Genomic DNA, 20,331 nt, shown 5'->3' on the forward strand with positions numbered 1-20,331 from the left:
CGGGTGTACGGGCCGCCCGGCGCATGGGCCGCCCGGTCAGTCGGTGCCGAACTCCATTGCCGCGCGGTCCAGCAGCTCGTCGTCGCCCGAGACCTCGCCGCGCGAGGCGATCGCCTGGGCGCCGCCCTCCGGCATGGCCCCGATCAGGCCGGTCGCCGCGGCCTGGGCCGCACCGATCAGCGCCGGCTGGGCGGTGCCGACGAGGCCGAGGCCCGCGAACTGCTCCAGCCTGGCGCGCGAGTCGGCGATGTCGAGGTTCCGCATGGTCAGCTGGCCGATCCGGTCCACCGGGCCGAACGCCGAGTCCTCGGTGCGCTCCATCGACAGCTTGTCCGGGTGGTAGCTGAAGGCGGGGCCGGTGGTGTTCAGGATCGAGTAGTCCTCGCCGCGCCGCAGCCGCAGCGTGACCTCGCCGGTGACGGCGGAGCCGACCCAGCGCTGCAGGGACTCACGGACCATGAGGGCCTGCGGGTCCAGCCAGCGGCCCTCGTACATCAGCCGGCCGAGGCGCCGTCCCTCGTTGTGGTAGTGGGCGAGGGTGTCCTCGTTGTGGATGGCGTTGACGAGGCGCTCGTAGGCGGCGTGCAGGAGCGCCAGGCCCGGGGCCTCGTAGATGCCGCGGCTCTTCGCCTCGATGATGCGGTTCTCGATCTGGTCAGACATGCCCAGGCCGTGGCGTCCGCCGATGGCGTTTGCCTCCATCACCAGGTCGACGGCGGTGGCGAAGGGCTTGCCGTTGATCGTCACCGGGCGGCCCTGGTCGAAGCCGATCGTGACGTCCTCGGGCGCGATCTCGACGGAGGGGTCCCAGAAGCGGACGCCCATGATCGGGTCGACGGTCTCCACCCCGGTGTCGAGGTGTTCCAGCGTCTTCGCCTCGTGGGTGGCGCCCCAGATGTTGGCGTCGGTGGAGTAGGCCTTCTCCGTGCTGTCGCGGTAGGGCAGGCCGTGGGCCACCAGCCACTCGGACATCTCCTTGCGCCCGCCGAGTTCGGTGACGAAGTCGGCGTCGAGCCACGGCTTGTAGATGCGCAGGTGGGGGTTGGCCAGGAGGCCGTAGCGGTAGAACCGCTCGATGTCGTTGCCCTTGAAGGTCGAGCCGTCGCCCCAGATCTGGACGTCGTCCTCCAGCATCGCCCGGACCAGCAGGGTCCCGGTGACGGCCCTGCCGAGCGGCGTCGTGTTGAAGTAGGCGCGGCCGCCGGAGCGGATGTGGAACGCGCCGCAGGCGAGCGCGGCCAGGCCCTCCTCGACCAGTGCCGCCCGGCAGTCGACCAGGCGCGCGATCTCGGCGCCGTAGGCCTTCGCGCGGCCCGGCACGGAGGCGATGTCGGGCTCGTCGTACTGGCCGATGTCGGCGGTGTAGGTGCACGGGACGGCACCCTTGTCGCGCATCCACGCGACCGCGACGGACGTGTCGAGGCCGCCCGAGAAAGCGATGCCGACGCGGTCGCCGGTGGGCAGGGAGGTGAGAACCTTAGACATGGGAAGAGTATGCATGCTCTTGCATGTATATGCAAATGTGCGGGCTGCGGGAGTGTGGCCCGGGGTGCCGGCCGGCCGGCCCGCTCGCGCCGGCTTTTTGATCATTTCGCGACCGGAGTCCGTCGGTCGTGCGTGACGTGACTTCTCGTCCGGCCTTCGGGGCGGAGGGGTGGGGCGACATCCGATCGAGATGTTGATCATCATCTACAGGGGGTACTCTTCGCAGTAGTAACACTCTGTCCGCTGCGGGGTGTATTGGCCTGTTCGCTGGCGGCGACGCCTGGAGTTCGTGCAACGAGCGTGCGACGCAGCCTCCTCCGGCCATTTGCTGCCGAATGGTAGCGCTGCGCGGCGAACTCATTAGCGTAGGAAAGAAACTTGCTTCGAACAATTAAAAAGTTCCGCCTCGCCGTGATCGCCCTCGTCGCTGCTGCCGCGGTCACCGTCGGCTTCGCGGGACCCGCTTTCGCCTACAACGGTCTGCCCGGAGAAACGAATTCCTGGGCCAATGAAGTCGAGAACAACGTGCCGCTGCGGTCCTCGGCCACCGTCTCCGAGGCGTTTGACAACAACGGAAACCTTCTCCAGGTGTGGCGCGGTGCCGACAACGACAACATCTGGGTCTCGTTCAACCACGGGCCGCCGCAGGCCTGGCCTTCGGGTGCCGGGGCCGGGGCGACCGCTCACACCTACGCCGCGCCGCGCGTGATCTACACGTCGTACGGCTTCCGGGTCTTCCACACCGGGACCGACGGGCACATCTACTACGCGGGGCTGCGGTACGCCACCAACATCATCCAGCTGGGTGGTTGGGTCCAGGTGCCCAACAACACCGTGACGGCGAGCTGGTCGCCGCCGTCGGCGACGGCGCTGCCCAACGGTTCCTGGTATCTCGTCTGGACGGGAGCCACGGGACTCGACGTGTGGGGCACCTACTTCAACGGCCCGAACGGCACCTACTCCCTGCCCCGCAACATTCCGGGGGCAGAGACGATCGGAAGCCCCGCGATCAGCTTCGACTCCTCCTGGAATCAGATCGTGGTGACCTGGCGGGGACTGGACAACTTCGTCTACTTCTCGCGGCAGTGGTACGGCCAGAGCGACTGGTCGACTCCGGCTGCCCTCGGGGGAATCCGAACCAATCAGGATCCCGCTGTCAGGCTTCTGGGCAATGGATATGGTGCAATCACCATCCAGAACGCCGCTGACAGGACCCTGCACACTGCGGTCATCTCCAGGGACGGACGTGCCAACGCCTGGTACGACGAAACCAGCCACTGGCAGTCCAACAGCATTGTGTGGCTGACGGCGGTGGGGACGATTCTCTATTACATCTTCACCGCGGACAACGGATTGGTGTACTGGAAGCAGGCGGGCAATTTCAACGCCTTCCCGCCCGCCGGTCCTTCTTCCTGACCGAGGTCTCTCCTGAGGGGCCGCCGACCTGGTCGGCGGCCCCTCAGGCGTGTATCCGGCGCGATGCCGCCGGTCAGACCCTCAGACCCGCAGGACCTCGACGCCCAGCGCGCCGAACTCCTCGACGACGTCCTCCGGTGCCCCCCGGTCCGTGACCAGGACGGACACCGCCCCGGTCTCGCACACCTGGGCGAAGGCCCGGCGCCCGAGTTTCGACGAGTCGGCCACCACGATCACCGTGCCGGCGCATTCGGCGAGGGCTCGGTTGGCGCCGGCCTCGGACTCGTCGTGTGTGGCCGCGCCGAAGCGGGGGTGCACGGCGTCCACGCCGAGGATCGTGTAGTCGAGCGCGAGGGTGCGCAGGACGGAGTCGACCAGGGGGCCGACGAGTTCGTACGAATTCGGCCTGGCGACCCCGCCGGTGACGACGATCTTGACCTGCGGCCGGACCGCGAGCTCGTTGGCGATGTTGATCGCGTTGGTCACCACGGTGAGCGCCGTGCCGCCGCCCGCGGGTTCGGGCCGCACGGCCAGCTCCCTGGCCACCTCGGAGGTCGTCGTACCCCCGTTGATGCCCACGGTGGAGCCGGAGGGGACGAGTTCCGCAGCGGCCTTCGCGATGCGCTGCTTCTCGTCGGCCCTGCGGGCCGCCTTGTACCGCAGCGGCAGGTCGTAGGCGACGGTGCTCACCACCGCGCCGCCCCGGGTGCGGGTCAGGAGGTTCTGCCGCGCGAGTTCGTCCAGGTCGCGGCGGACGGTGGCGGGGGAGCAGCCGAGCTGTTCGGCTGCTTCGAGTACGTCGAGGTGGCCCTGGTCGCCGAGGATCTCCAGCAGCCGGGTCCATCGTGTGTGCGCCGCCACCTGGTCCTCCTTGCTCCGAGCGAACCCTATCGCCCGGGGCGTGCGAGCAGTGCGAGCAGGCGGGCCACCTCCGTGGCGACGGCTTCGCGGGCGGGACCGAGGTAGGCGCGGGGGTCGGCGGCGTTGGCGTGGGTGTCCAGATAGCCGCGGACGGCGCGCGTGAACAGCTTGTTGAGGTGGGTGGAGATGTTGATCTTTGTCATGCCCGCGATGATCGCCTCGGTGAGGCCCCGGTCTCCGACGCCGGAGGAGCCGTGCAGGACGAGCGGGACGCCCACCGCGTCACGCAGCCGGGTGATGAGCGCGAAGTCGAGGGCGGCGTCGCGGGTCAGCATCGCGTGGGAACTGCCGACGGCGACGGCGAGGGCGTCGACGCCCGTGGCTTCGACGAAGGCGCGCGCCTCGTCCGGGTCCGTGCGCACACCCGGGGCGTGCGCACCGTCCTTGCCGCCGATCTCGCCGAGTTCGGCCTCCACCCACACGCCCTCGCCGTGGCAGTAGTCGGCGATCTCCCGGGTGGCGGCCACGTTGTCGTCGTAGGGCAGCTTCGACGCGTCGAACATGACGGAGGTGAAGCCGAGCCGGACTGCCTCGCGGACCAGGGCGGCCGACTCGGCGTGGTCGAGGTGGACGGCCACCGGCACGCCCGCCGTCCGAGCCACGGAGAGCGACGCGAGTCCGATCGCTTCGAGGGAGCCGTGGTAGCGGGCGGTGTTCTCGCTGACCTGGAGGATCACCGGCAGCCCGGCCGTCTCCGCCCCGCGCGCGATCGCCTGCGCGTGTTCGATCTGCACGACGTTGAAGGCCCCGACGCCGGCCGCCCCGGTGCGGGCGCCGTGGGTGATGTCACCGGTGGATATGAGCGGCATGGGCGTCCTTCGCGGAAGCGGGCTGCGTGAACCCAGGCGGGTGATGCTCGAAGTTGCTCATTTATAGCGCGCAGTGAGCAACTTTGAAAGCAAGGGCGCGGCTGGGAGTTCCTTCCCGCCGTTGTCGTGGCGGGTGCGGCGAGAGGCCCGGTCCGCAGCCCGCCGGGCGCGGCTGTAACCGGGTGAACCTCGACCCGGATGGCCGTCCGCGAAGCCCATCGGGAGGCGGTGCAGGCGTAGTTGTCCAACATTGGGCGCACATCCCCCAGAGAGAGGTTGACGTTCCCATGCGTCGTTCCCTACTCGCCGCGTTCACCGCGGCGACCGCCCTCACGGCCATGCTGCCCCTGGCCCTGAGTACACCTGCCGCGTCCGCCGGGGCCGGTGGGGGCGAGCGTGAGCCCTGGGTGGTCCGCAGCGCCGTGATGCGCGCGGACGCCAAGGAGTTCCGCTCCCTGTGCGGCAAGCCGAAGGAGGGCAAGCCCGAGCGCCGCACCTTCCCGCTCTTCCGTCACGGCAAGGGCTTCACGGCGGTGCAGGACTTCCGGCGCAAGGACGCGAACGGCACGGTGTACTGGGGCGGTCACGACCCGAAGCACCCCGAGAACACCATCTCCGTGTCCGTCATCGGCGCGTGCAACGGCGGGCCGGTCACCCTCTCGGGGGCGATCGAATCAGGCTTCCGGCAGTACCAGTACACGCCGTCGGTCAAGCGCTCGGGCGGATACGTGCTGACGGAGATCGACTCCCTGGCGCTTCCCCCCAACGGGCACGGCGTCGACACCGTCGACGTACCCGCGCGCAAGCCGCACAAGCCCCACAAGCCCCACAAGCCACACAAGCCGCACAAGCCCGGTGTGAGGATCGCTACCCCCGAGAACCCCGCGGCCATCGACCTCGTCGTCGCCTACACCCCGGCCAGCGTCGCCGAACTCGGTGGCGTCCCGGCCGTGCAGGCCCGGATCACCTACGGCGTGAACCAGCTGAACAGGGCACTCGCGACGAGCGGCGTGCCGGCCAGCGTGCACGTCGTCAACACCTACCAGACGCAGGCGACCGGCGTCCCGCGCGAGAACGCCGGAACCCTGCTGGGCATGCTCAGCAATTCCGCGAACCCGGTCCTCGGTGCCCCGGCCGCCACGGCGCGAACGACGTACAGCGCCGACCTCGTCGCGCTCCTCGCCGCCATCCCCCCGGAGGACAGCTCCGGGCAGGCCAACCTGCCGACCCCGGCCGCCGCCCCGACCACGGACAGCGCCGCGTTCTCCGTCACGAGCGTCTTCTCCGTGACGGCGTGGGAGAACCTCGCACACGAGATCGGCCACAACTTCGGCCTGAAGCACGACCGTCAGACCGTCGTGAACCAGGGAGGGACCACCCCTCCGAACACCGCCAACTACGGTTTCATCACCGCGGACCAGCAGCACCACACGATCATGGCCTACTCCAGCGCCTGCGCCCAGCCGTGCAAGGTGGTCAACCAGTACTCGAACCTGGAGAACCTGTTCAACGGCCAGGCCGTCGGTGACGAGAACAACAACAACGCCGCCACCGCGACGCGGAGCGCCGACATCCTGGCCGCCTATCGGCCGAGTCTGGTCACCAACCGGGTCTCGCTCAGCCTCGCCTCCAGCCCCGTGGCCGGGGCCGCCAGCCTGAAGCCGAGTGAATACGGTCCGTACGACCCCGGTGTCCAGGTCACCGTGACGGCGACCCCCAACCCCGGCTTCCAGTTCACCGGCTGGCGGGTCGACGGCGTGGCCCAGACCGTCACGACGCCCAGCATCCAGATCACCATGAACGCCAACCGCAGTGTCGTCGCGGAGTTCAGCGAGATCCCGTGACCGTAGGAGCCCTCCACGGCAGGGCAGTTCACTGCCGGGCGGTCCGAGGCGCGGCGCGCCACGCGAAGACGGCCCGGACCGCCTGACGTCTGACGGCCACGCCCCTGGTCCCCTCCGCCCCGCTCAGGGCCGGAGGGGATCCGCGCGCACCGGACCCGGACTTGGACCCGGACCCGGACCCGGGCTCGTACGGGAGGCGCGGGGGATTCTTCGACGTGGACGCCCTCGCCGCCTGGTGACCACGCTCCCGGGGCGGGCGCCGAAATCGGTGGTCAGGTGCCCCGGGCCACCCGTACGGTGCCCGCATGAACACGCAGCTCCGTCTGGAGAAGGTGACCCCGGCCAACGTCCTCGACGCGTGCCGCCTGCGGGTCGCACCCGAGCAGGAACGGTTCGTCGCCCCGGTCGCCAGATCCCTCGCCGAGGCGTACGCCGACCCCGGCACGGCATGGCCCCGGCTGGTCTACGACGGTGACCGGCTGGTCGGCTTCGTGATGGCCTTCTTCGACGTGCGCTTCGACCCCTCGAACCCGCAGGACCGGCCCCGCTCCGGGCTCTGGCGCCTCGCCGTCGCGGCCGGGGAGCAGGGCCGCGGGTACGGCCGCTTCGCCGCGGAGGCCGTCTGCGAGGAGGTACGCCGGCGCGGCGGTGAGCGCGTGACGGTGACGTGGGGCGAGGGGGAGCACGGACCCGAGGAGTTCTACCTCCGGCTGGGGTTCCGGAAGACCGGAGAGAAGAGCGAGGACCAGGTGATCGGCGAGCTGGACCTGCCCTGAGGACTGTGCCGGCCGCCTGCCGGTGACCGCGCGGCCCTTCCGCTCCGGCGGCGGGCCCGGTGATCCACATGCGGTCCGCAGGCGGGGGCGCGAGTATCGGTTCTACGGGCGGTGGCCCGGCTGCGCCTCGGCCCTCTCGGGCCGGTTCTCCCTTCCAGGCGTCCCGGTCCACCTCCCGGCCCAGCCGCCAGGGGGGACTGGAGGAAACCGGATGCCGAGGCCCCTGTGGACCGGAGCGATCAGCTTCGGACTGGTCACCATCCCCATCAAGGTGGTGTCCGCCACCGAGAACCACTCGATCTCCTTCCACCAGTACCACCGGGAGGACATGGGGCGGATCCGCACCCGCAAGGTGTGCGAGCTCGACGGCGAGGTCCTCACCCAGGAGGAGATCGGCAAGGGCTACGAGATCGCCAAGGACCGGACCGTGCCCGTCACGGACGAGGAACTCGACCGGATGCCACTGCCGACGGCCAAGGCCATCGAGATCGTGGCGTTCGTCGACGCCGACAGCATCGACCCCGTCCGGATCAGCGACAGCTACTACCTCGCGGTCGACGGCCAGGTCGCGGCGAAGCCGTACACCCTGCTGCGCAGGGCGCTGGAGCGCAGCGACAAGGTCGCCGTGGCGAAGTTCGCCTGGCACAACCGTGAGCGGCTGGGGCTCCTGCGGGTGCGGGAGGACGCGATCGTGCTGCACTCCATGCGGTGGCCGGACGAGATCCGCAGCCCCGAATCGCTGGCCCCCCGGGAGACGGAGCTGGACGAGGACGAGATCGAACGGGCCGTGCAACTCACGGACAGCATGGCCCTGGACGGCATCTCCGGCTTCCGCGATCGCTACCGGGAGGCCCTGGAGGAGCTGATCGCGGCCAAGTCCGAGGGCAAGCCCCTGCCGGCCGCTCCGGGCGGCGAGGAGGAGGAACCGGGCAAGGTCATGGACCTGATGGCCGCGCTCAACGCTTCGGTGAAGGCGGCGAAGGAGACGCGGGGCGAGGACGCCACCGTGCACGAGATGACGCCCGGCAAGCCCCGCACCCGGAAGAAGGCGGCGTCGGCGCCCCGGAAGACGACGGCCGGGAAGACGGCCGGCCGCAAGACCGCCGCCAAGAAGACCGCCTCCGCCTCCGGTAAGTCGGCGGCGAAGAAGCAGCCGGCCCGGAAGACGGCGGCGAGGAAGAGGACGGCGTCCTGACCGGGCCCTCCGGGCCCGTCCGCCGGGGCGGGGCGAGGGGAACGCTGTGGCCCGCTCAGCCGATGTCGTCCGGCGCGAGATCGGGCCGCAGCCGGTGCCAGGAGGGGTGGCGCAGCCGCCCGGCCTTCGTGCGTGTCGCGTAGCCCACCTCACCGACCAGCCGCGGGAGCACCCACCGCGCGCCCGTGACCCGCGGATCCTCGTCGAAGGGGCACGTGCCGACGGCGGCCACGTCGAGCAGCCCCGCGAGCCGGGTCCGCTCGGCGTCGCTCCACCCCGTGCCGACGCTGCCGGCGTACCGGAGCCCGCCCGGATGCCGCTCACCCACGAGCAGCGCGCCCGGCAGACCGCCGAGGCGGCCGCGGCCGGGCACCCAGCCGCCGACGATCACGTCGACCGTGCGGACGTGCCGGATCTTGATCCAGCTACGGGCCCTGACCCCGGGCTCGTACACCGACGTCAGCCGCTTCGCGATGACGCCTTCGAGCCCGGCCTCCCGTGTCATCGCCAGTGCGCTCTCGCCGTGCCCGACGACGGCCGCGGGCGTCGACCAGTGGGGCCCGTCCAGGGCCAGAGCCTCCAGCGCCGCCCGCCGCTCTGCGTAGGGCCGCGCCGTCAGACTCGTCCCGTCCAGGAACACGACGTCGAACAGCACCAGGTGGGCGGGGACCAGCCGCGCCATGCGGGCCGCCTTCCCCGGTGACCCCGAGAGGCCCATCCGCGACTGCAACCGCTCGAAGTCACCGCGCCCCTGGCCGTCCAGGGCGACGATCTCACCGTCCAGCACCGCCGGCACGCCGCCGAGAGCGTCCCCGAGCGCCGCCAGATCCGGATAGGCGGGGGTGATGTCGGTGCCCGACCTGGCCAGCAGCCGGAGCGTACCGTCCCCCTCCGCGTAGACCATGGCGCGCTGGCCGTCCTGCTTCACCTCGTACGCCCACAGGTCGTCGACGGCGGCGGACGGCAGGCGGCCGGGGGTGGCGAGCATCGGGGCGGTGTGCGGCAGGGAGGCCATGGCAGCACCTTCTCAGCACAGCCCGCGCGGGGCAGGTGATCAGGGCCGGTGAGCCCGCGCGAAACGCCGTGCGCCGATCCGGAGGGGCCGGTAGGGTCACGATCTTCGGAAGGCGCAGGCCCCCGGAGTCCCGAAGGCGCGACGCCCATGGACCAGACCGCTCCCACCCCCGCCCGGCGCGAACTGCGCACCGCCCTGGAGGACCTGTCCGCCGTCTTCGGCGGAATGACGGCCCGGCCGGACGAGATCAACTGCGAGTGCCACTGGGGCAGTGCGGAGGAGCTCGCCCTGCTGAAGGTGCCGGACGTACCGCTCGATCCCGACCTGCTGCGGCGCACCTGGGAGGCCGTCGACTGGACGGACCACGCCGCCGTGCTGCGCCGCGTGCTCCCGCAGTTCGCGGCCGAGCTGGTCGCGGGCCGGGTGGAGCCGCTCTTCGACATGGGCGACGTCGGGCAGTCCTTCGGGCGGGGTCGCTGGCAGGAGTGGCCCGCTGACCAGGCCGGGGCGGTCAGGACCTTCCTGCGCGCCTGGCTCACCGACGTGCTCCGGTCCGAGGACACCCCCGTACCGGCGTACGAGGTGTTCGCGGTCTGCGCCGAGGGCTCGGGCACGGCCGTCCCGTGGCTGGAGGTGTGGGAGGAGACCGCGCATCCGATGGCCGACCGGCACCTGAGGACGGCCGTGGAGCACTGGGAGTACGAGCTGCTGGGGGGCGTCCTTCCCTGGTACGCCTGGGAGCGCGACGGCCCGATGGTGGGGGAGATGACCGCCTGGCTGCTCAGGCACGCCCCGGCGCGGCTGAGGTCGGCGGGTGCGTCCGATGACCTCCTCCACCGGGTCCGGCTGCTGGGCCTCACGGGCGAAGCCCGCTGGGACGACCCGCACTGGCCCGGCCACCGGTACTGAGCGCTCGCCTACCGGTCGGGTCCCCTCGGGTGACTCAGGGGGCGGGGAACGGCGGGGCGGTGAAGGTGACGTCGGCGGCGTGCACGGTGACGTCCGCGTCCCGGCTGAGCGGCCACGCGGCCACCCGCGCGACGGCCGCGGCCGGGACGACGGGGCTGATGCCGGGCTCCGCCGGGATGTCGTAGGTCGCGTGGGCGTCGTGCGGCAGCACGACCCGGTAGGAGAGCGCCACGGCCGTACGCGCCGTGGCCTGCACACACATCTCCGACATCAGGCCGCAGACGGCGAGCGAGTCCACCCCCGCCGAGGTCAGCAGGCCGCCGAGCCCGGTCTCCTGGAAGGCGTCGTCATGCGTCTTGCGGACCACCACTTCCGCCGGGCCGCTCGTCACGGGGTGGTGGAGCTCCCAGCCGGGGGAGCCGGGCTCGTCGGGCGCTCCGGGTTCCCCGTCGTTCTGGACGTGCACGACCAGCGCCCCGGCCGACCGGGCCCGCGCGATCAGGCCGGCCGTCCGGTCCACCAGGCGTGCGGCATCGGGCAGGGCGCCGTCACCGCCGACGAACGCCTTCTGCACGTCGACAACGACGAGTGCCTGCACCGGACTTGTGTGAGTCGTCATGCGGTCATGATGACGTGCGGCGCCGACGTCACGCCTCCAGGGCGTGCCCGGCGAGCGAGAGGCGCAGGGTGCAGACGTCCTCCGCCTCGACGGTGACGGCCAGGCCCCAGTGCTCGCTCAGCATGCGGCCCACGTCCACGAGCCGCCTGCGGTCCTCGGGGGTGTGGGCCGGGTAGCGCGCCCACCCGTGGTCGGCGACCGCATTGCCCAGCTCGGTGAACAGGAGCGCTCTGAACCGCTGTTCCTCGTCGGCCGTCAGCGGGGTGCGCCCGGGCTCGGAGGGCACGGCACGCACGTGGTACAGGTCGCGGATCACGGACGCATTCTGCCAGGCGGGCCCGGCCGCACAGGGGCTCGGCGATGCAGCCGCGCCCGTTGGACCGCCGGCACGCGGCCCGACGGGGCCAGGGGCCTCGCGGGTTCCGCGCGGCGAGCGCGCGGGCCCCGTCGGCGGCCGCGTCAGGCCTTCTTGGTGCAGATCGCGTCGTACGGACGGCCGGGGCTCGGGAAGAGCTCGATGGGGTTGTCCGCGTCCGCCGGGCACGCGTCGGCGTCCTTGGCCAGGGCGAGCACCTTGTTGCCGCCGCCGGCGCACGCGATCTCCTTGGCCTGGTCGTCGACGCAGTCACCCACCACCAACTGGCCGCCGCCCGCGCCCGCGTCACCGGGGTGGTCGCCGGAGAGGTTGCGGCCGCAGACCGTCTTGCTGGGAATGCCGCTGGTCGCGGCGTCCCCGCCGAAGGACACCTTCACGGAGATGATCTCGTCCGTGCCCGCCGGGCATTCGACGGCCCCGGCGAAGATCTCGCCGTCCTTGACCGCGAGCGCCTTGATCGTCGCCTTGGGGTCGTCGCAGTCGACGGCCTGGAAACCGTCCTTGGACTCGGACGTGTCCGGCCCGGCGCAGTCGCCGACCTTCCACTCCTTGGCCGGTTTGCTGCCGCCCTCCGACGTCTGACTGCACGCGGTGGCGGCGCCGAGCACGAGTGCGAGCGTCAGCACCGCCTTCGCGGAGCGCAGGAGGGCCGGGCGAGCACCGCGTCCCGACGCGGAACCGGTGCTCCCTGGGCGGCTGTTCCGGGGTGACGTACTGCCGGGGACGGTCATGCTGCTCCTTGGATACCAGGCGTGTCCCGCACGGCACCCTTCGTGACCGCACGGTGGTTCGGGCGGGAGGACGGCGGGGGTGCGCGCCGTGGTTCCCGGGAGACGGGGCGGGCGCGGGACCGTCACGCAGTCGCAACCGGGCGGCCCGTGCCGGCAACGGGCGGTGCCCGCAACAGCCCGTGCCCGCAACGAGCGGTGCCCGCAACAGCCCGTGCCCGCAACGAGCGGTGCCCGGAGGGGGCGGTACCCGATACCGTCTCGCCCATGGACGAACCGATCTCGGAGCCCCGGCAGTCGGCACCCGGCGACCCGGCCCCCGGGACCGCCGAGACGGACCCGGCCCCCGGGACCGCCGAGACGGCCCCGGACCTGGCGGCGCTGCTCGCCCGTGCGGACGGGCCCGTCACCCGGGACCTGCTCGTCCGCGACCTGAGGGCGCTCGGGCTGGCCGACGGCGACACCGTCATGTTCCACACCCGGATGTCCGCCATCGGATATGTGACCGGCGGGTCCCAGACGCTGATCGGCGCTCTGAGGCACGTCGTGGGCGAGCGGGGCACCCTCGTGGTGACCTGCGGCTGGAACGACGCCCCGCCCTACGACTTCACCGACTGGCCGCAGGCCTGGCAGGACGCCGTACGCGCCGGGCACCCCGCCTACGATCCCCGGACCAGCGAGGCCGAGCACGACAACGGCCGCCTCCCGGAGGCACTGCGCAGGTGGCCCGGGGCCGTACGCAGCCGGCACCCCGACGTGAGCCTCGCCGCGCTCGGGCGGTCGGCCGACGAGCTGATGGCCGACCACCCCTGGGACGACCCGCACGGCCCGGACAGTCCGCTCGCCAGGCTCGTCGCCGCGGGCGGCCGGGTGCTGATGCTGGGCGCGCCCCTGGAGACGCTCACCCTGCTGCACCACGCCGAGGCGCTCGCCGACCTGACGGGCAAGCGGTACGTGGAGTACGAGCAGCCCGTCATGATCGACGGCGAGCGGGTCTGGCGCCGGTTCCGGGACATCGACTCCTCGGGCGGGGCCTTCGACTACTCCTCCGTCACGCCCGCAGGCCGGGATCCGTTCGAGACGATCACGCGCGACATGCTCGCGACCGGGCTGGGCCTGTCGGGCAGGGTGGGCGCGGCGGACAGCCACCTGTTCGAGGCCGCCGAGGTGGTGGACCACGGCCTCGCCTGGATGCGGGCGAAGCTCGGCGGCACCCGCTGACGGACCCGCCCGGCCGGACCGCGCCCCTCGACAGGTCCCCCGATGCCTGCCGGTCCGGCTCCGGTGACAGCCCCGGCCCGGCGAGCGCGCCGTACCGCCGGTGATCAGGCGGCGGAACGCTCCACGGGAATCCACAGCTGTGCGTCCGCCGTGGCCCCGTCCTCGGCCACCCGCACGCTGAGGATCTCCGGGCCGGGCCTGCTCGCGTACGGATTCGACGGGAACCACTGCGTGAACACGTCCCGCCACAGGTGCTGGAGTGCCTGCGGGAACGCCCCCGAGGTGTCGAAGACGGCCCACAGCCCCGCCGGGACGGTGAGCGCATCCAGGTCGTCGGGGACCTCGGCGCCCGTCACCACCCCGTGCCAGTAGTCGAGTTCGGTCCCCTCCGCGCGGCTCGGGTCCAGCTGGTCGCTCACCCCGACGATCCCTGCGGGCTCCTGGTCGGACAGTCCGGCGATCCTCTCCAGGGTTTCCCTGCCGATGCCCCTGATGAAGTCGGCGATCGCCGGATTGACCCCCTCGTGGACGAGCGGTACCCGGGCCTTCCTGCCCACCACGCGGAATTCCGTCCGCTCCACGATCCTGTATCGCATGCTGCTGCTCCCTTCGATGACGAGCCGGAAGGACATCCGGGGCTGGGAGTGCAAGGCCGCACCCGTGCGCCTGGCCTCGCTCGGACCCACGCCGTGCATGGCACGGAACGCCCGGGCGAAAGCCTCGCCGGAGCCGTAGCCGTAACGCGTCGCGATGTCGAGGAGCGTCCGCTCCCCGGCGAGCACCTCGGCGCCCGCCACGGTCAGCCGCCTGCGCCGGATGTACTCCGACAGGGGGAGGCCCGCGAGCGCTGAGAACATCCGCCGGAAGTGGTACTCCGACGTCACGGCGATGCGCGCGAGACCGGCGACGTCGACCGGCTCGTCGAGGTGCGCCTCGATGTGCTCCAGGGCCTTGTTCAGCCGGTCCAGCATCCCGGACTCCTTCCTTTCGGCACTCACGTTAGGAAGCCCCCACCCTGCCGGACCCGACATCCTGTGCACGAAGCGGTCGGGTGGCGCTGAGGCTCGCCGATCCCCACTCGGGCCATGAAGCCGGCCGCCCGGCGCTCCGTTCCGATCCGCACGCCCCCATCCGCACGCCCCCAATGGGTGCTGCACGGCACGGCCATGATCTCCGTCCGGCCGACGGGCGCACCGGCGCTCGCGCAACGCCTGACGATGATGCGACGGGCTTATGCGACACGGAGAGTGATGAGACTGCGGGATCATCCGTTGCGTGATGGGTCTTCTTGCCCCTATGTGGTGAGTGTGCGCTCACCGAGGGTCATATTCGGTGGGTGTGCCGCGCTGAGGCACCTGCGCCCGCAGAGAGCCCTGCGCCTACCGGAAAGGGAATGAGTGTGAGCACTCACTTCGGTGTGATCCGAGGCCGCGCCCTCGCGGTCGCAGTCCTGGCCGTGATCGTCTCCTCGGCGACTGCCATATCGGGGCCCGCCGTCGCGGACGGGGACGACGGCCGCGAGGGAAACGACGGGAACCAGGCGCGCCACTCGGACCACTGGGGCGTGATTGCCCGTAACACCATCGGCTCTCCCGTCGCCGAGCTGCGGAACGGCCCGTTCGGCTCGTTCGACGTCGCAGATCCTTCGGCCGCACCGCCCTACGGGCGGGGCAGTCTCGGCATCGCGGTGGCGGACAACTCCACCTCGCTCAACCCTCCCAGCGAGAAGGTCGACTTCGGCAACGAGGTCGACTTCTTCGGGGACCCCGTGCGGGGCCTGCGCCAGGTCGGGTTCCACGTCTTCCAGACCGGGGAGAACGTGACCTACGGCGGCGCGGAGAACATGCCGAACATCAGGTTCGAGATCGATCCGAACCTGGCCGCGCTTCCGGCCGACAACTACTCCACGATGGTGTGGGTGCCGGATGCCTCGCCCGTGACGAACCGCTGGAGCGACTTCATCGACGCCACCTCGTCCGGCTACTGGTACCTCACGGGCAACGAGGCCCCTGCCTGCAACCAGGCTGCCAGGTGCTCCCTCCAGCAGCTGCAGGCAGCGCTCAACGACGGCGGCCCCGGAGCGACGATCCTCACGGCTGCGGTGGGCAAGGGCCGTGACCACATGTGGATCGGCGCGGTCGACGGTCTCCGCGTCAATCAGAACATCTTCGACTTCGAGGCCAGGGGCGTCAGGACGCATCAGGCCGACTGACGCGGCCGGTTGAACCCTGGACCGGCCGCCGCATCCGCTGGTCCAGGGCTGCGGTCGCGTCGAGCCTGGCCAAGATCTCGACGAACACGTCCTCGCGCAGGGCGACTTGAGCCAGGCGCGGACGGGTCTCGGCGGCGCATGTGGGAGTGGGTAAACGGGTGGCCGCTCGCTTCAACGCCCTGCATCCTGTCCCGGTGGCGGACACTCGTACGGATCAGGACCTGGACCAGGACCAGGAGCGGGGCACCCGGCGCAAGGTCGTCGTCGATCTCGTCGTCATCGCGGTCCTGCTGCTGCCTCTGCTGTTCTCCCTGTGGAGAGGTGCGGCGGACGCGCGGGCGCACCTGAGCACCGACTGGGAGGTCAACCACCGGACCAAGGAGTCGCTTCAGCGGTACGCACTGATGATCATCGGCCTGCCGTCGGCGGGAGCCCTCTGCGGCTGGACGATCGCCGCGCTGCGGGACCGCCCGGCTCTTCTGCCCATGGTCAGGGGCGCGTTGGCCGGGACGCTCACGCTGTGGGCCCTGGGCATCGTGACGTTCGTCAGCGCGCTGATGAACCTGACGAGCACCCCGTGACGTCCGGCCGCTGCGGCAGGGCGAAACCCGCTCGGTCAGGGTGACTTGAGCAGGACGCGGAGCTCGGCGGCGAAGGCGTGCACGTCCCGTTCGCTCGGCAGCCCGGCCGGGGGCTCGGGCACTGCGGCTTCTGCTGCTGCTCCCGCTGTTCCCTGGGCGGAGGTGCGGCAGGTGCGGCAGAGGCCGCCGGGGAGGGCTTCGGGGCGGCCGGGTGCCGCGCACTTGACGCATTCCTCCATCGCCCGGCGCGCGGGCCCGCCGGGCGGGCGCGGCGCGGGGGCGTCGGAGACGTGGGGCGGGATCTTGTCGGTGAGGCGGCGGCGTACGAACCCCACGGGGGAATCCACGTGGGGCGGGAGCCCCGCGGTGAGTGCCTGCGTCAGGTATTCGGTGTCCACCCCGCGCGCGAGCCACCCGGCTGCCCGGCCTTCCAGGACGGCGCAGTCGGCGGCGGACAGGGTGAGCCGGGAGTCGATGCGGCCGAGTCTCGCCAGCGCGAGGTAGGCGGCGGAATGCCCACCGGGTGCGGCGGTCCGCTGCTGAGGCGGGGCGGCAGGGGCGGGCGGCGCAGCGGGAGAGAGCCGGTCCGGTGCCGGGATGCCGGATGCCCGGCGGCCGGATGCGTCGAGGCCGGGCGAGGGTGGCGAGGCGGGTGCCTGCGGCGTGTCCGGCCCGGAGGCGGCGGCAGGGGCGGGCGACGGGGCCTCGGCGGGCGTGGGTGCGTCGACCGGCCCGCCGACGAAGCCGCCTTCGGTGTCCTGGACGCCGATGATGATGCTTCTGATGACGCCCGGAAGGTCCTTGACCGCAGCGGCCCACCACGCGTTGTCCCGGGCTGTGCGCGACCAGAACGTCCGGAACACCCAGCGGAATTGGCCCATCACACGCACCAGGCATCGCACGCGGCGCAGGTGACCCGCGTACGCCACGGTTCTGAGGGCGGTGCCCACGGCCTGCTGGCCGTACAGCGGCAGCTGCTTGGCGAGGCTCTTGACGTCCATCGCCGCGCCGTCGGGAAGCCGGTCGATGAACCCGGCGACGTAGCGCTCGCGTTCGGGCAGCAGCGCGAAGTCGGCTGTGGGGCAGGGAGGTTGTCCGGGCACCGCGCGCTTGCCGTAACCGGGCTTGGCCATCGGGTAGGGCTTCGAGGATGCGGGGGCGCGCAGGGCGGAGCTACTGTGCTGGGTAACCACGGGATCGCCTTCGTGATCGATCTTGCGGTGAGACCCCGGCCTGGTGCGACTAACACCGTGTCGGGGTCGTCTGGTTCTCGCACCGTAGGCAGCAGCCACGCTCCGCCGCAAGTTGCTCACGATTAGTCATACTTGCTGGCCGTGACGGGTCAGGGGGGTCGGGAGGGTTTTCCTGAACCTTCTTTTTCCCCCGGATAAAAGACAGCGCTCGAATCCCGGATCTCGTATCCCGGCGCCCGGGTCCCGAAGCTCAAGCTTCGGGCGGACGAGCCCTTTCGGGTCCCCCGAAGGTGTGATGCGAAGTCCCGGAGCCCGGGACCCGAGCTTCGGGACCCGGGATACGGGAAGCGGGCTTCGGAAGCCGGGAGACGGGACCCGGGAGACGGGACCGGGGACCAGGGAGACGGGACCGGGCCTCGGGACCGCTCGTCGGCCCGCCGCGTCAGCGCAGCGAGTCGGGCAGCTCCTCCCGGTGGATGATGCCGAGGCGCTGGGTCGCGCGGGTCAGTGCCACGTACAGGTCGCTGGCCCCGAAACGCGCGGGCTCCACGACCAGGACGTGGTCGAACTCCAGGCCCTTCGCCTCCCGAGGACCGAGCAGCACCACGGTGTGGGTGAGGTCGGGTTCCGCACCGGCCGTGACGCCGTCGAGCGGGCCCGCGATCTCCTCGTGCAGTGCGCGCGGCGCGATCACCGCGAGCCGCCCCTCCTCGGGCGTCAGCTCGGCCACCGCGCTCGCGACCGCAGCCGCCAGATCGGCCCCGGACTCGCGCGTCCACGGCTTCTCGCCCGTGGAACGCACCGACCCCGGCGGTTCGAACGAAGGGTCCTCGGCCCGGACGACCTTGGCCGCCAGGTCCATGATTTCGGCGGGCGTACGGTAGTTGACCCTCAGCCGCACATGATCGAAGCGGTCGCCGACGTACGGTTCGAGGATCTTGTCCCAGGACCCGACGCCGGCCTCCTCGGACGTCTGCGCGGGGTCGCCCACGAGTGTCAGCGAGCGGGTGGGCGACCGTCGCATCAGCAGCCGCCACGCCATCGGTGACAGCTCCTGCGCCTCGTCGACGATGATGTGGCCGAAGGCCCAGGTCCGGTCGGCGGCGGCGCGTTCGGCCGCGCTGCGGTGATCGGCCTCCTCCTGCCGCTCGGCCATCCGCTCGGCGTCGATGATGTCGTGGGCGGCCAGCCGCTCGGACTCCTCGTCCTCGAACTCGTACGTCTCCGAACCCCGGGAGAGCTCCAGCACACCCTGCGCATAGGCGACCCGCTCCTGGCGCTCGGCTTCCGCCGCCGCCCGCGCGGCGCTGTCGTCGGACCCGAGCAGTTCGGCCGCCTCGTCGAGGAGCGGCACGTCGGCCGGCGTCCACGCGCCGCCGGGAGAGCGCCGGATGGCGTCGGCCTCCCCGTCCGGCACGTACACGGGCTCGGCGAGATAGTCGGCGAGGAACTCCTCGGGGGTGAGCATCGGCCACAGCTCGGCGACGGCGGCGTGCACCTGCTCGCTCGCGGCGACCGCCTTCCCGAGCTGGGCGATGTCGTCCGCACCGAGGAAGTTGGGCCCGCCGTACGGGTCCGCGCCGATGCGCTCCGTGAGCTGCGCGGTGAGGGCGTCGATGATCTGGAACGCGAAGTAGGGGCGGGCGAGGTTGTGCGGCAGCAGGGTGTCGCGGGCGACCTGCCGGGCCTCGTAGGCGATCTCCCAGTCCAGGATGAGGTCACCGTCGTCGTGCGGGACGACGATCGGGGCGCCGGGCTCGGGCAGCGTCTGCCGGTCGCGTACGGCCAGGGCGAGCGCCTCCGCCATCCCCGCCCCGCCCTTGACGGCCGCCGCACGCGGGGTGTCCGTGCCCCGGGCGTGTACGCCGGGGAAGAGCTCGGCCTGCGTGGCGAGCATGACACCGGTCTCACCGAGCGCGGGCAGCACCTCACCGATGTAGCGGAGGAACGCCGGGTTCGGGCCCACGACCAGTACCGCGCGCTTGGCCAGCAGCTCACGGTGCTCATACAGCAGGAAGGCGGCACGGTGCAGGGCGACCGCCGTCTTGCCCGTGCCGGGGCCGCCCTCGACGACGAGGACGCCGCGGTGCGGGGCGCGGATGATGCGGTCCTGCTCGGCCTGGATGGTCCGCACGATGTCGCCCATGCGGCCCGTACGCGCGGAACTCAGCGCGGCGAGCAGCACCGCGTCACCGGTCGGGTCCTCGAAACCGCTGCGCTCGTCGTCCCCGAGGTCCAGGATCTCGTCGTGCAGCTCGGTCACCGTGCGGCCCTCGCTGGTGATGTGCCGACGCCGGCGCAGCCCCATCGGCGTATGCCCGGTGGCGAGATAGAAAGGCCGGGCGACGGGAGCGCGCCAGTCGATCAGAAGGGGTGTGTGCTCGCTGTCGTCCTCGCGAATTCCGATACGGCCGATATGGTGCGCGGCCCCGTCGAGAAGATCGATGCGTCCGAAGCACAGCGAACCGTCCACCGCGTTGAGGGCGGCCAGAAGGCCCGAGCGCTCGGAGACCAGCACGTCACGCTCCAGGCGGGCCTGGAGGCCGTTCCCGACCGGGGTCAGCGCATCCTCGACGCCCTGCGCGGTGTCGCCGCGAAGCGCGTCGACCCGGTCGTAGAGCCGGTCGACGAATTCCTGCTCCTTCTGCAATTCGACGTTTTCGCGAGTTGACAAAACCGCTCCCTGCCGGATAAGGTGATTCTTGTTGCCCCCGGTGTGGGGCCTTTTCTGTGGGCGCACAGAAACACCCAATGTACGTGAGGAAATCCCCGTCCGGCAATTGCGGAGCGGGGATTTCGTGCGTTCGGGGGTGTGCGCGGCCGGCTGTTCGCCCCGGGGCGGCTCGGGTGCCGCCATGGCATCAGCGCCGCAGATCCCGCCCGGTCGACCCGGCCTTGCGGGCCGCCCCGACCAGCGGCACGGCCCCGCGCTTGCACCGCACCATCTGCCGCATGCAGCCCAAGGGCGACCAGCGCCGGGGCGCCGTGCTCGCCCGGCAGGCCGGCCTCCTGTGAATCCGCCGGAGGCCGG

Annotated in this window: 19 protein-coding genes; 9 read left to right on the forward strand and 10 right to left on the reverse strand. The window is 71.6% G+C overall.

Going from position 1 to position 20,331, the window contains the following annotated elements; all coding sequences use genetic code 11:
- Nucleotides 1-36: 36 nt before the first annotated feature.
- Nucleotides 37-1,485, reverse strand: coding sequence for an argininosuccinate synthase (argG, locus tag ACFYY2_RS20200; RefSeq protein WP_388744679.1), 1,449 nt, complete (start codon nucleotides 1,483-1,485; stop codon nucleotides 37-39).
- Between the two features lie 378 nt (nucleotides 1,486-1,863).
- On the opposite strand from argG, the gene ACFYY2_RS20205 reads away from it, so the two are divergent.
- Complete coding sequence (locus ACFYY2_RS20205; RefSeq protein WP_388744682.1) at nucleotides 1,864-2,901, forward strand: hypothetical protein; 1,038 nt, start codon at nucleotides 1,864-1,866, stop codon at nucleotides 2,899-2,901.
- 81 nt (nucleotides 2,902-2,982) lie between these two features.
- On the opposite strand, the gene ACFYY2_RS20210 is transcribed toward ACFYY2_RS20205, so the two are convergent.
- Nucleotides 2,983-3,762 (reverse strand): DeoR/GlpR family DNA-binding transcription regulator, encoded by a 780-nt coding sequence (locus ACFYY2_RS20210; protein WP_388744685.1) that lies wholly within the window; start codon nucleotides 3,760-3,762, stop codon nucleotides 2,983-2,985.
- 26 nt (nucleotides 3,763-3,788) lie between these two features.
- Nucleotides 3,789-4,631 carry a ketose-bisphosphate aldolase gene (locus tag ACFYY2_RS20215; RefSeq protein ID WP_388744688.1) on the reverse strand — a complete coding sequence of 281 codons (843 nt, stop codon included), beginning with the start codon at nucleotides 4,629-4,631 and terminating at the stop codon, nucleotides 3,789-3,791.
- 287 nt (nucleotides 4,632-4,918) lie between these two features.
- Between ACFYY2_RS20215 and ACFYY2_RS20220 the strand changes: the two genes are divergently transcribed.
- The 3 genes from ACFYY2_RS20220 (at nucleotide 4,919) to ACFYY2_RS20230 (ending at nucleotide 8,446) form a co-directional block, all read left to right on the forward strand.
- Entirely contained in the window at nucleotides 4,919-6,475 is a 1,557-nt protein-coding gene (locus ACFYY2_RS20220; RefSeq protein ID WP_388744691.1) for a M12 family metallo-peptidase, read from the forward strand.
- 305 nt (nucleotides 6,476-6,780) lie between these two features.
- The gene (locus tag ACFYY2_RS20225; protein ID WP_388744693.1) at nucleotides 6,781-7,251 is read left to right on the forward strand and encodes a GNAT family N-acetyltransferase; all 471 of its coding nucleotides are present in this window, start codon (nucleotides 6,781-6,783) and stop codon (nucleotides 7,249-7,251) included.
- 211 nt (nucleotides 7,252-7,462) lie between these two features.
- Nucleotides 7,463-8,446, forward strand: a complete 984-nt coding sequence (locus ACFYY2_RS20230) for a Ku protein (RefSeq protein ID WP_388744696.1) — start codon at nucleotides 7,463-7,465, stop codon at nucleotides 8,444-8,446.
- A 55-nt stretch (nucleotides 8,447-8,501) separates the two neighbouring features.
- Here ACFYY2_RS20230 and ligD read toward each other — a convergent pair whose 3' ends face one another.
- Complete coding sequence (gene ligD / locus ACFYY2_RS20235; protein WP_388744700.1) at nucleotides 8,502-9,461, reverse strand: non-homologous end-joining DNA ligase; 960 nt, start codon at nucleotides 9,459-9,461, stop codon at nucleotides 8,502-8,504.
- A 147-nt stretch (nucleotides 9,462-9,608) separates the two neighbouring features.
- Between ligD and ACFYY2_RS20240 the strand changes: the two genes are divergently transcribed.
- Nucleotides 9,609-10,370: a hypothetical protein gene (locus ACFYY2_RS20240; protein WP_388744703.1), complete on the forward strand. Its 762-nt coding sequence runs from the start codon at nucleotides 9,609-9,611 to the stop codon at nucleotides 10,368-10,370.
- Nucleotides 10,371-10,404: 34 nt separating this feature from the next.
- On the opposite strand, the gene ACFYY2_RS20245 is transcribed toward ACFYY2_RS20240, so the two are convergent.
- From ACFYY2_RS20245 to ACFYY2_RS20255, 3 genes are all read right to left on the reverse strand, one after another.
- Complete coding sequence (locus ACFYY2_RS20245) at nucleotides 10,405-10,989, reverse strand: cysteine hydrolase family protein (RefSeq protein ID WP_388744706.1); 585 nt, start codon at nucleotides 10,987-10,989, stop codon at nucleotides 10,405-10,407.
- A gap of 28 nt (nucleotides 10,990-11,017) precedes the next feature.
- On the reverse strand, nucleotides 11,018-11,305 hold the full coding sequence (locus tag ACFYY2_RS20250; RefSeq protein ID WP_388744712.1) for a hypothetical protein: 288 nt from the start codon (nucleotides 11,303-11,305) through the stop codon (nucleotides 11,018-11,020).
- A gap of 143 nt (nucleotides 11,306-11,448) precedes the next feature.
- A complete protein-coding gene (locus ACFYY2_RS20255; RefSeq protein WP_388744715.1) occupies nucleotides 11,449-12,096 on the reverse strand; it encodes a hypothetical protein in 648 nt (215 codons plus the stop codon).
- 264 nt (nucleotides 12,097-12,360) lie between these two features.
- Between ACFYY2_RS20255 and aac(3) the strand changes: the two genes are divergently transcribed.
- The gene (aac(3), locus tag ACFYY2_RS20260; RefSeq protein WP_388744718.1) at nucleotides 12,361-13,314 is read left to right on the forward strand and encodes an aminoglycoside 3-N-acetyltransferase; all 954 of its coding nucleotides are present in this window, start codon (nucleotides 12,361-12,363) and stop codon (nucleotides 13,312-13,314) included.
- A gap of 104 nt (nucleotides 13,315-13,418) precedes the next feature.
- Here aac(3) and ACFYY2_RS20265 read toward each other — a convergent pair whose 3' ends face one another.
- Nucleotides 13,419-14,285, reverse strand: a complete 867-nt coding sequence (locus ACFYY2_RS20265) for a GyrI-like domain-containing protein (protein WP_388744720.1) — start codon at nucleotides 14,283-14,285, stop codon at nucleotides 13,419-13,421.
- A gap of 428 nt (nucleotides 14,286-14,713) precedes the next feature.
- Here ACFYY2_RS20265 and ACFYY2_RS20270 point away from each other — a divergent pair, with 428 nt between their 5' ends.
- Together ACFYY2_RS20270 and ACFYY2_RS20275 are read left to right on the forward strand one after the other, a co-directional pair.
- Complete coding sequence (locus ACFYY2_RS20270) at nucleotides 14,714-15,526, forward strand: hypothetical protein (RefSeq protein WP_388744723.1); 813 nt, start codon at nucleotides 14,714-14,716, stop codon at nucleotides 15,524-15,526.
- 194 nt (nucleotides 15,527-15,720) lie between these two features.
- Nucleotides 15,721-16,107: a hypothetical protein gene (locus ACFYY2_RS20275; RefSeq protein WP_388744726.1), complete on the forward strand. Its 387-nt coding sequence runs from the start codon at nucleotides 15,721-15,723 to the stop codon at nucleotides 16,105-16,107.
- Nucleotides 16,108-16,142: 35 nt separating this feature from the next.
- Here ACFYY2_RS20275 and ACFYY2_RS20280 read toward each other — a convergent pair whose 3' ends face one another.
- Nucleotides 16,143-17,300 carry a MarR family transcriptional regulator gene (locus tag ACFYY2_RS20280; RefSeq protein WP_388744729.1) on the reverse strand — a complete coding sequence of 386 codons (1,158 nt, stop codon included), beginning with the start codon at nucleotides 17,298-17,300 and terminating at the stop codon, nucleotides 16,143-16,145.
- A gap of 442 nt (nucleotides 17,301-17,742) precedes the next feature.
- Nucleotides 17,743-19,950: a HelD family protein gene (locus ACFYY2_RS20285; protein WP_388745080.1), complete on the reverse strand. Its 2,208-nt coding sequence runs from the start codon at nucleotides 19,948-19,950 to the stop codon at nucleotides 17,743-17,745.
- A gap of 197 nt (nucleotides 19,951-20,147) precedes the next feature.
- Here ACFYY2_RS20285 and ACFYY2_RS20290 point away from each other — a divergent pair, with 197 nt between their 5' ends.
- The gene (locus ACFYY2_RS20290; protein ID WP_388744732.1) at nucleotides 20,148-20,315 is read left to right on the forward strand and encodes a hypothetical protein; all 168 of its coding nucleotides are present in this window, start codon (nucleotides 20,148-20,150) and stop codon (nucleotides 20,313-20,315) included.
- Nucleotides 20,316-20,331: the final 16 nt, after the last annotated feature.

The sequence above is a fragment of the Streptomyces sp. NPDC001822 genome (assembly GCF_042892135.1).
GTDB lineage: Bacteria > Actinomycetota > Actinomycetes > Streptomycetales > Streptomycetaceae > Streptomyces.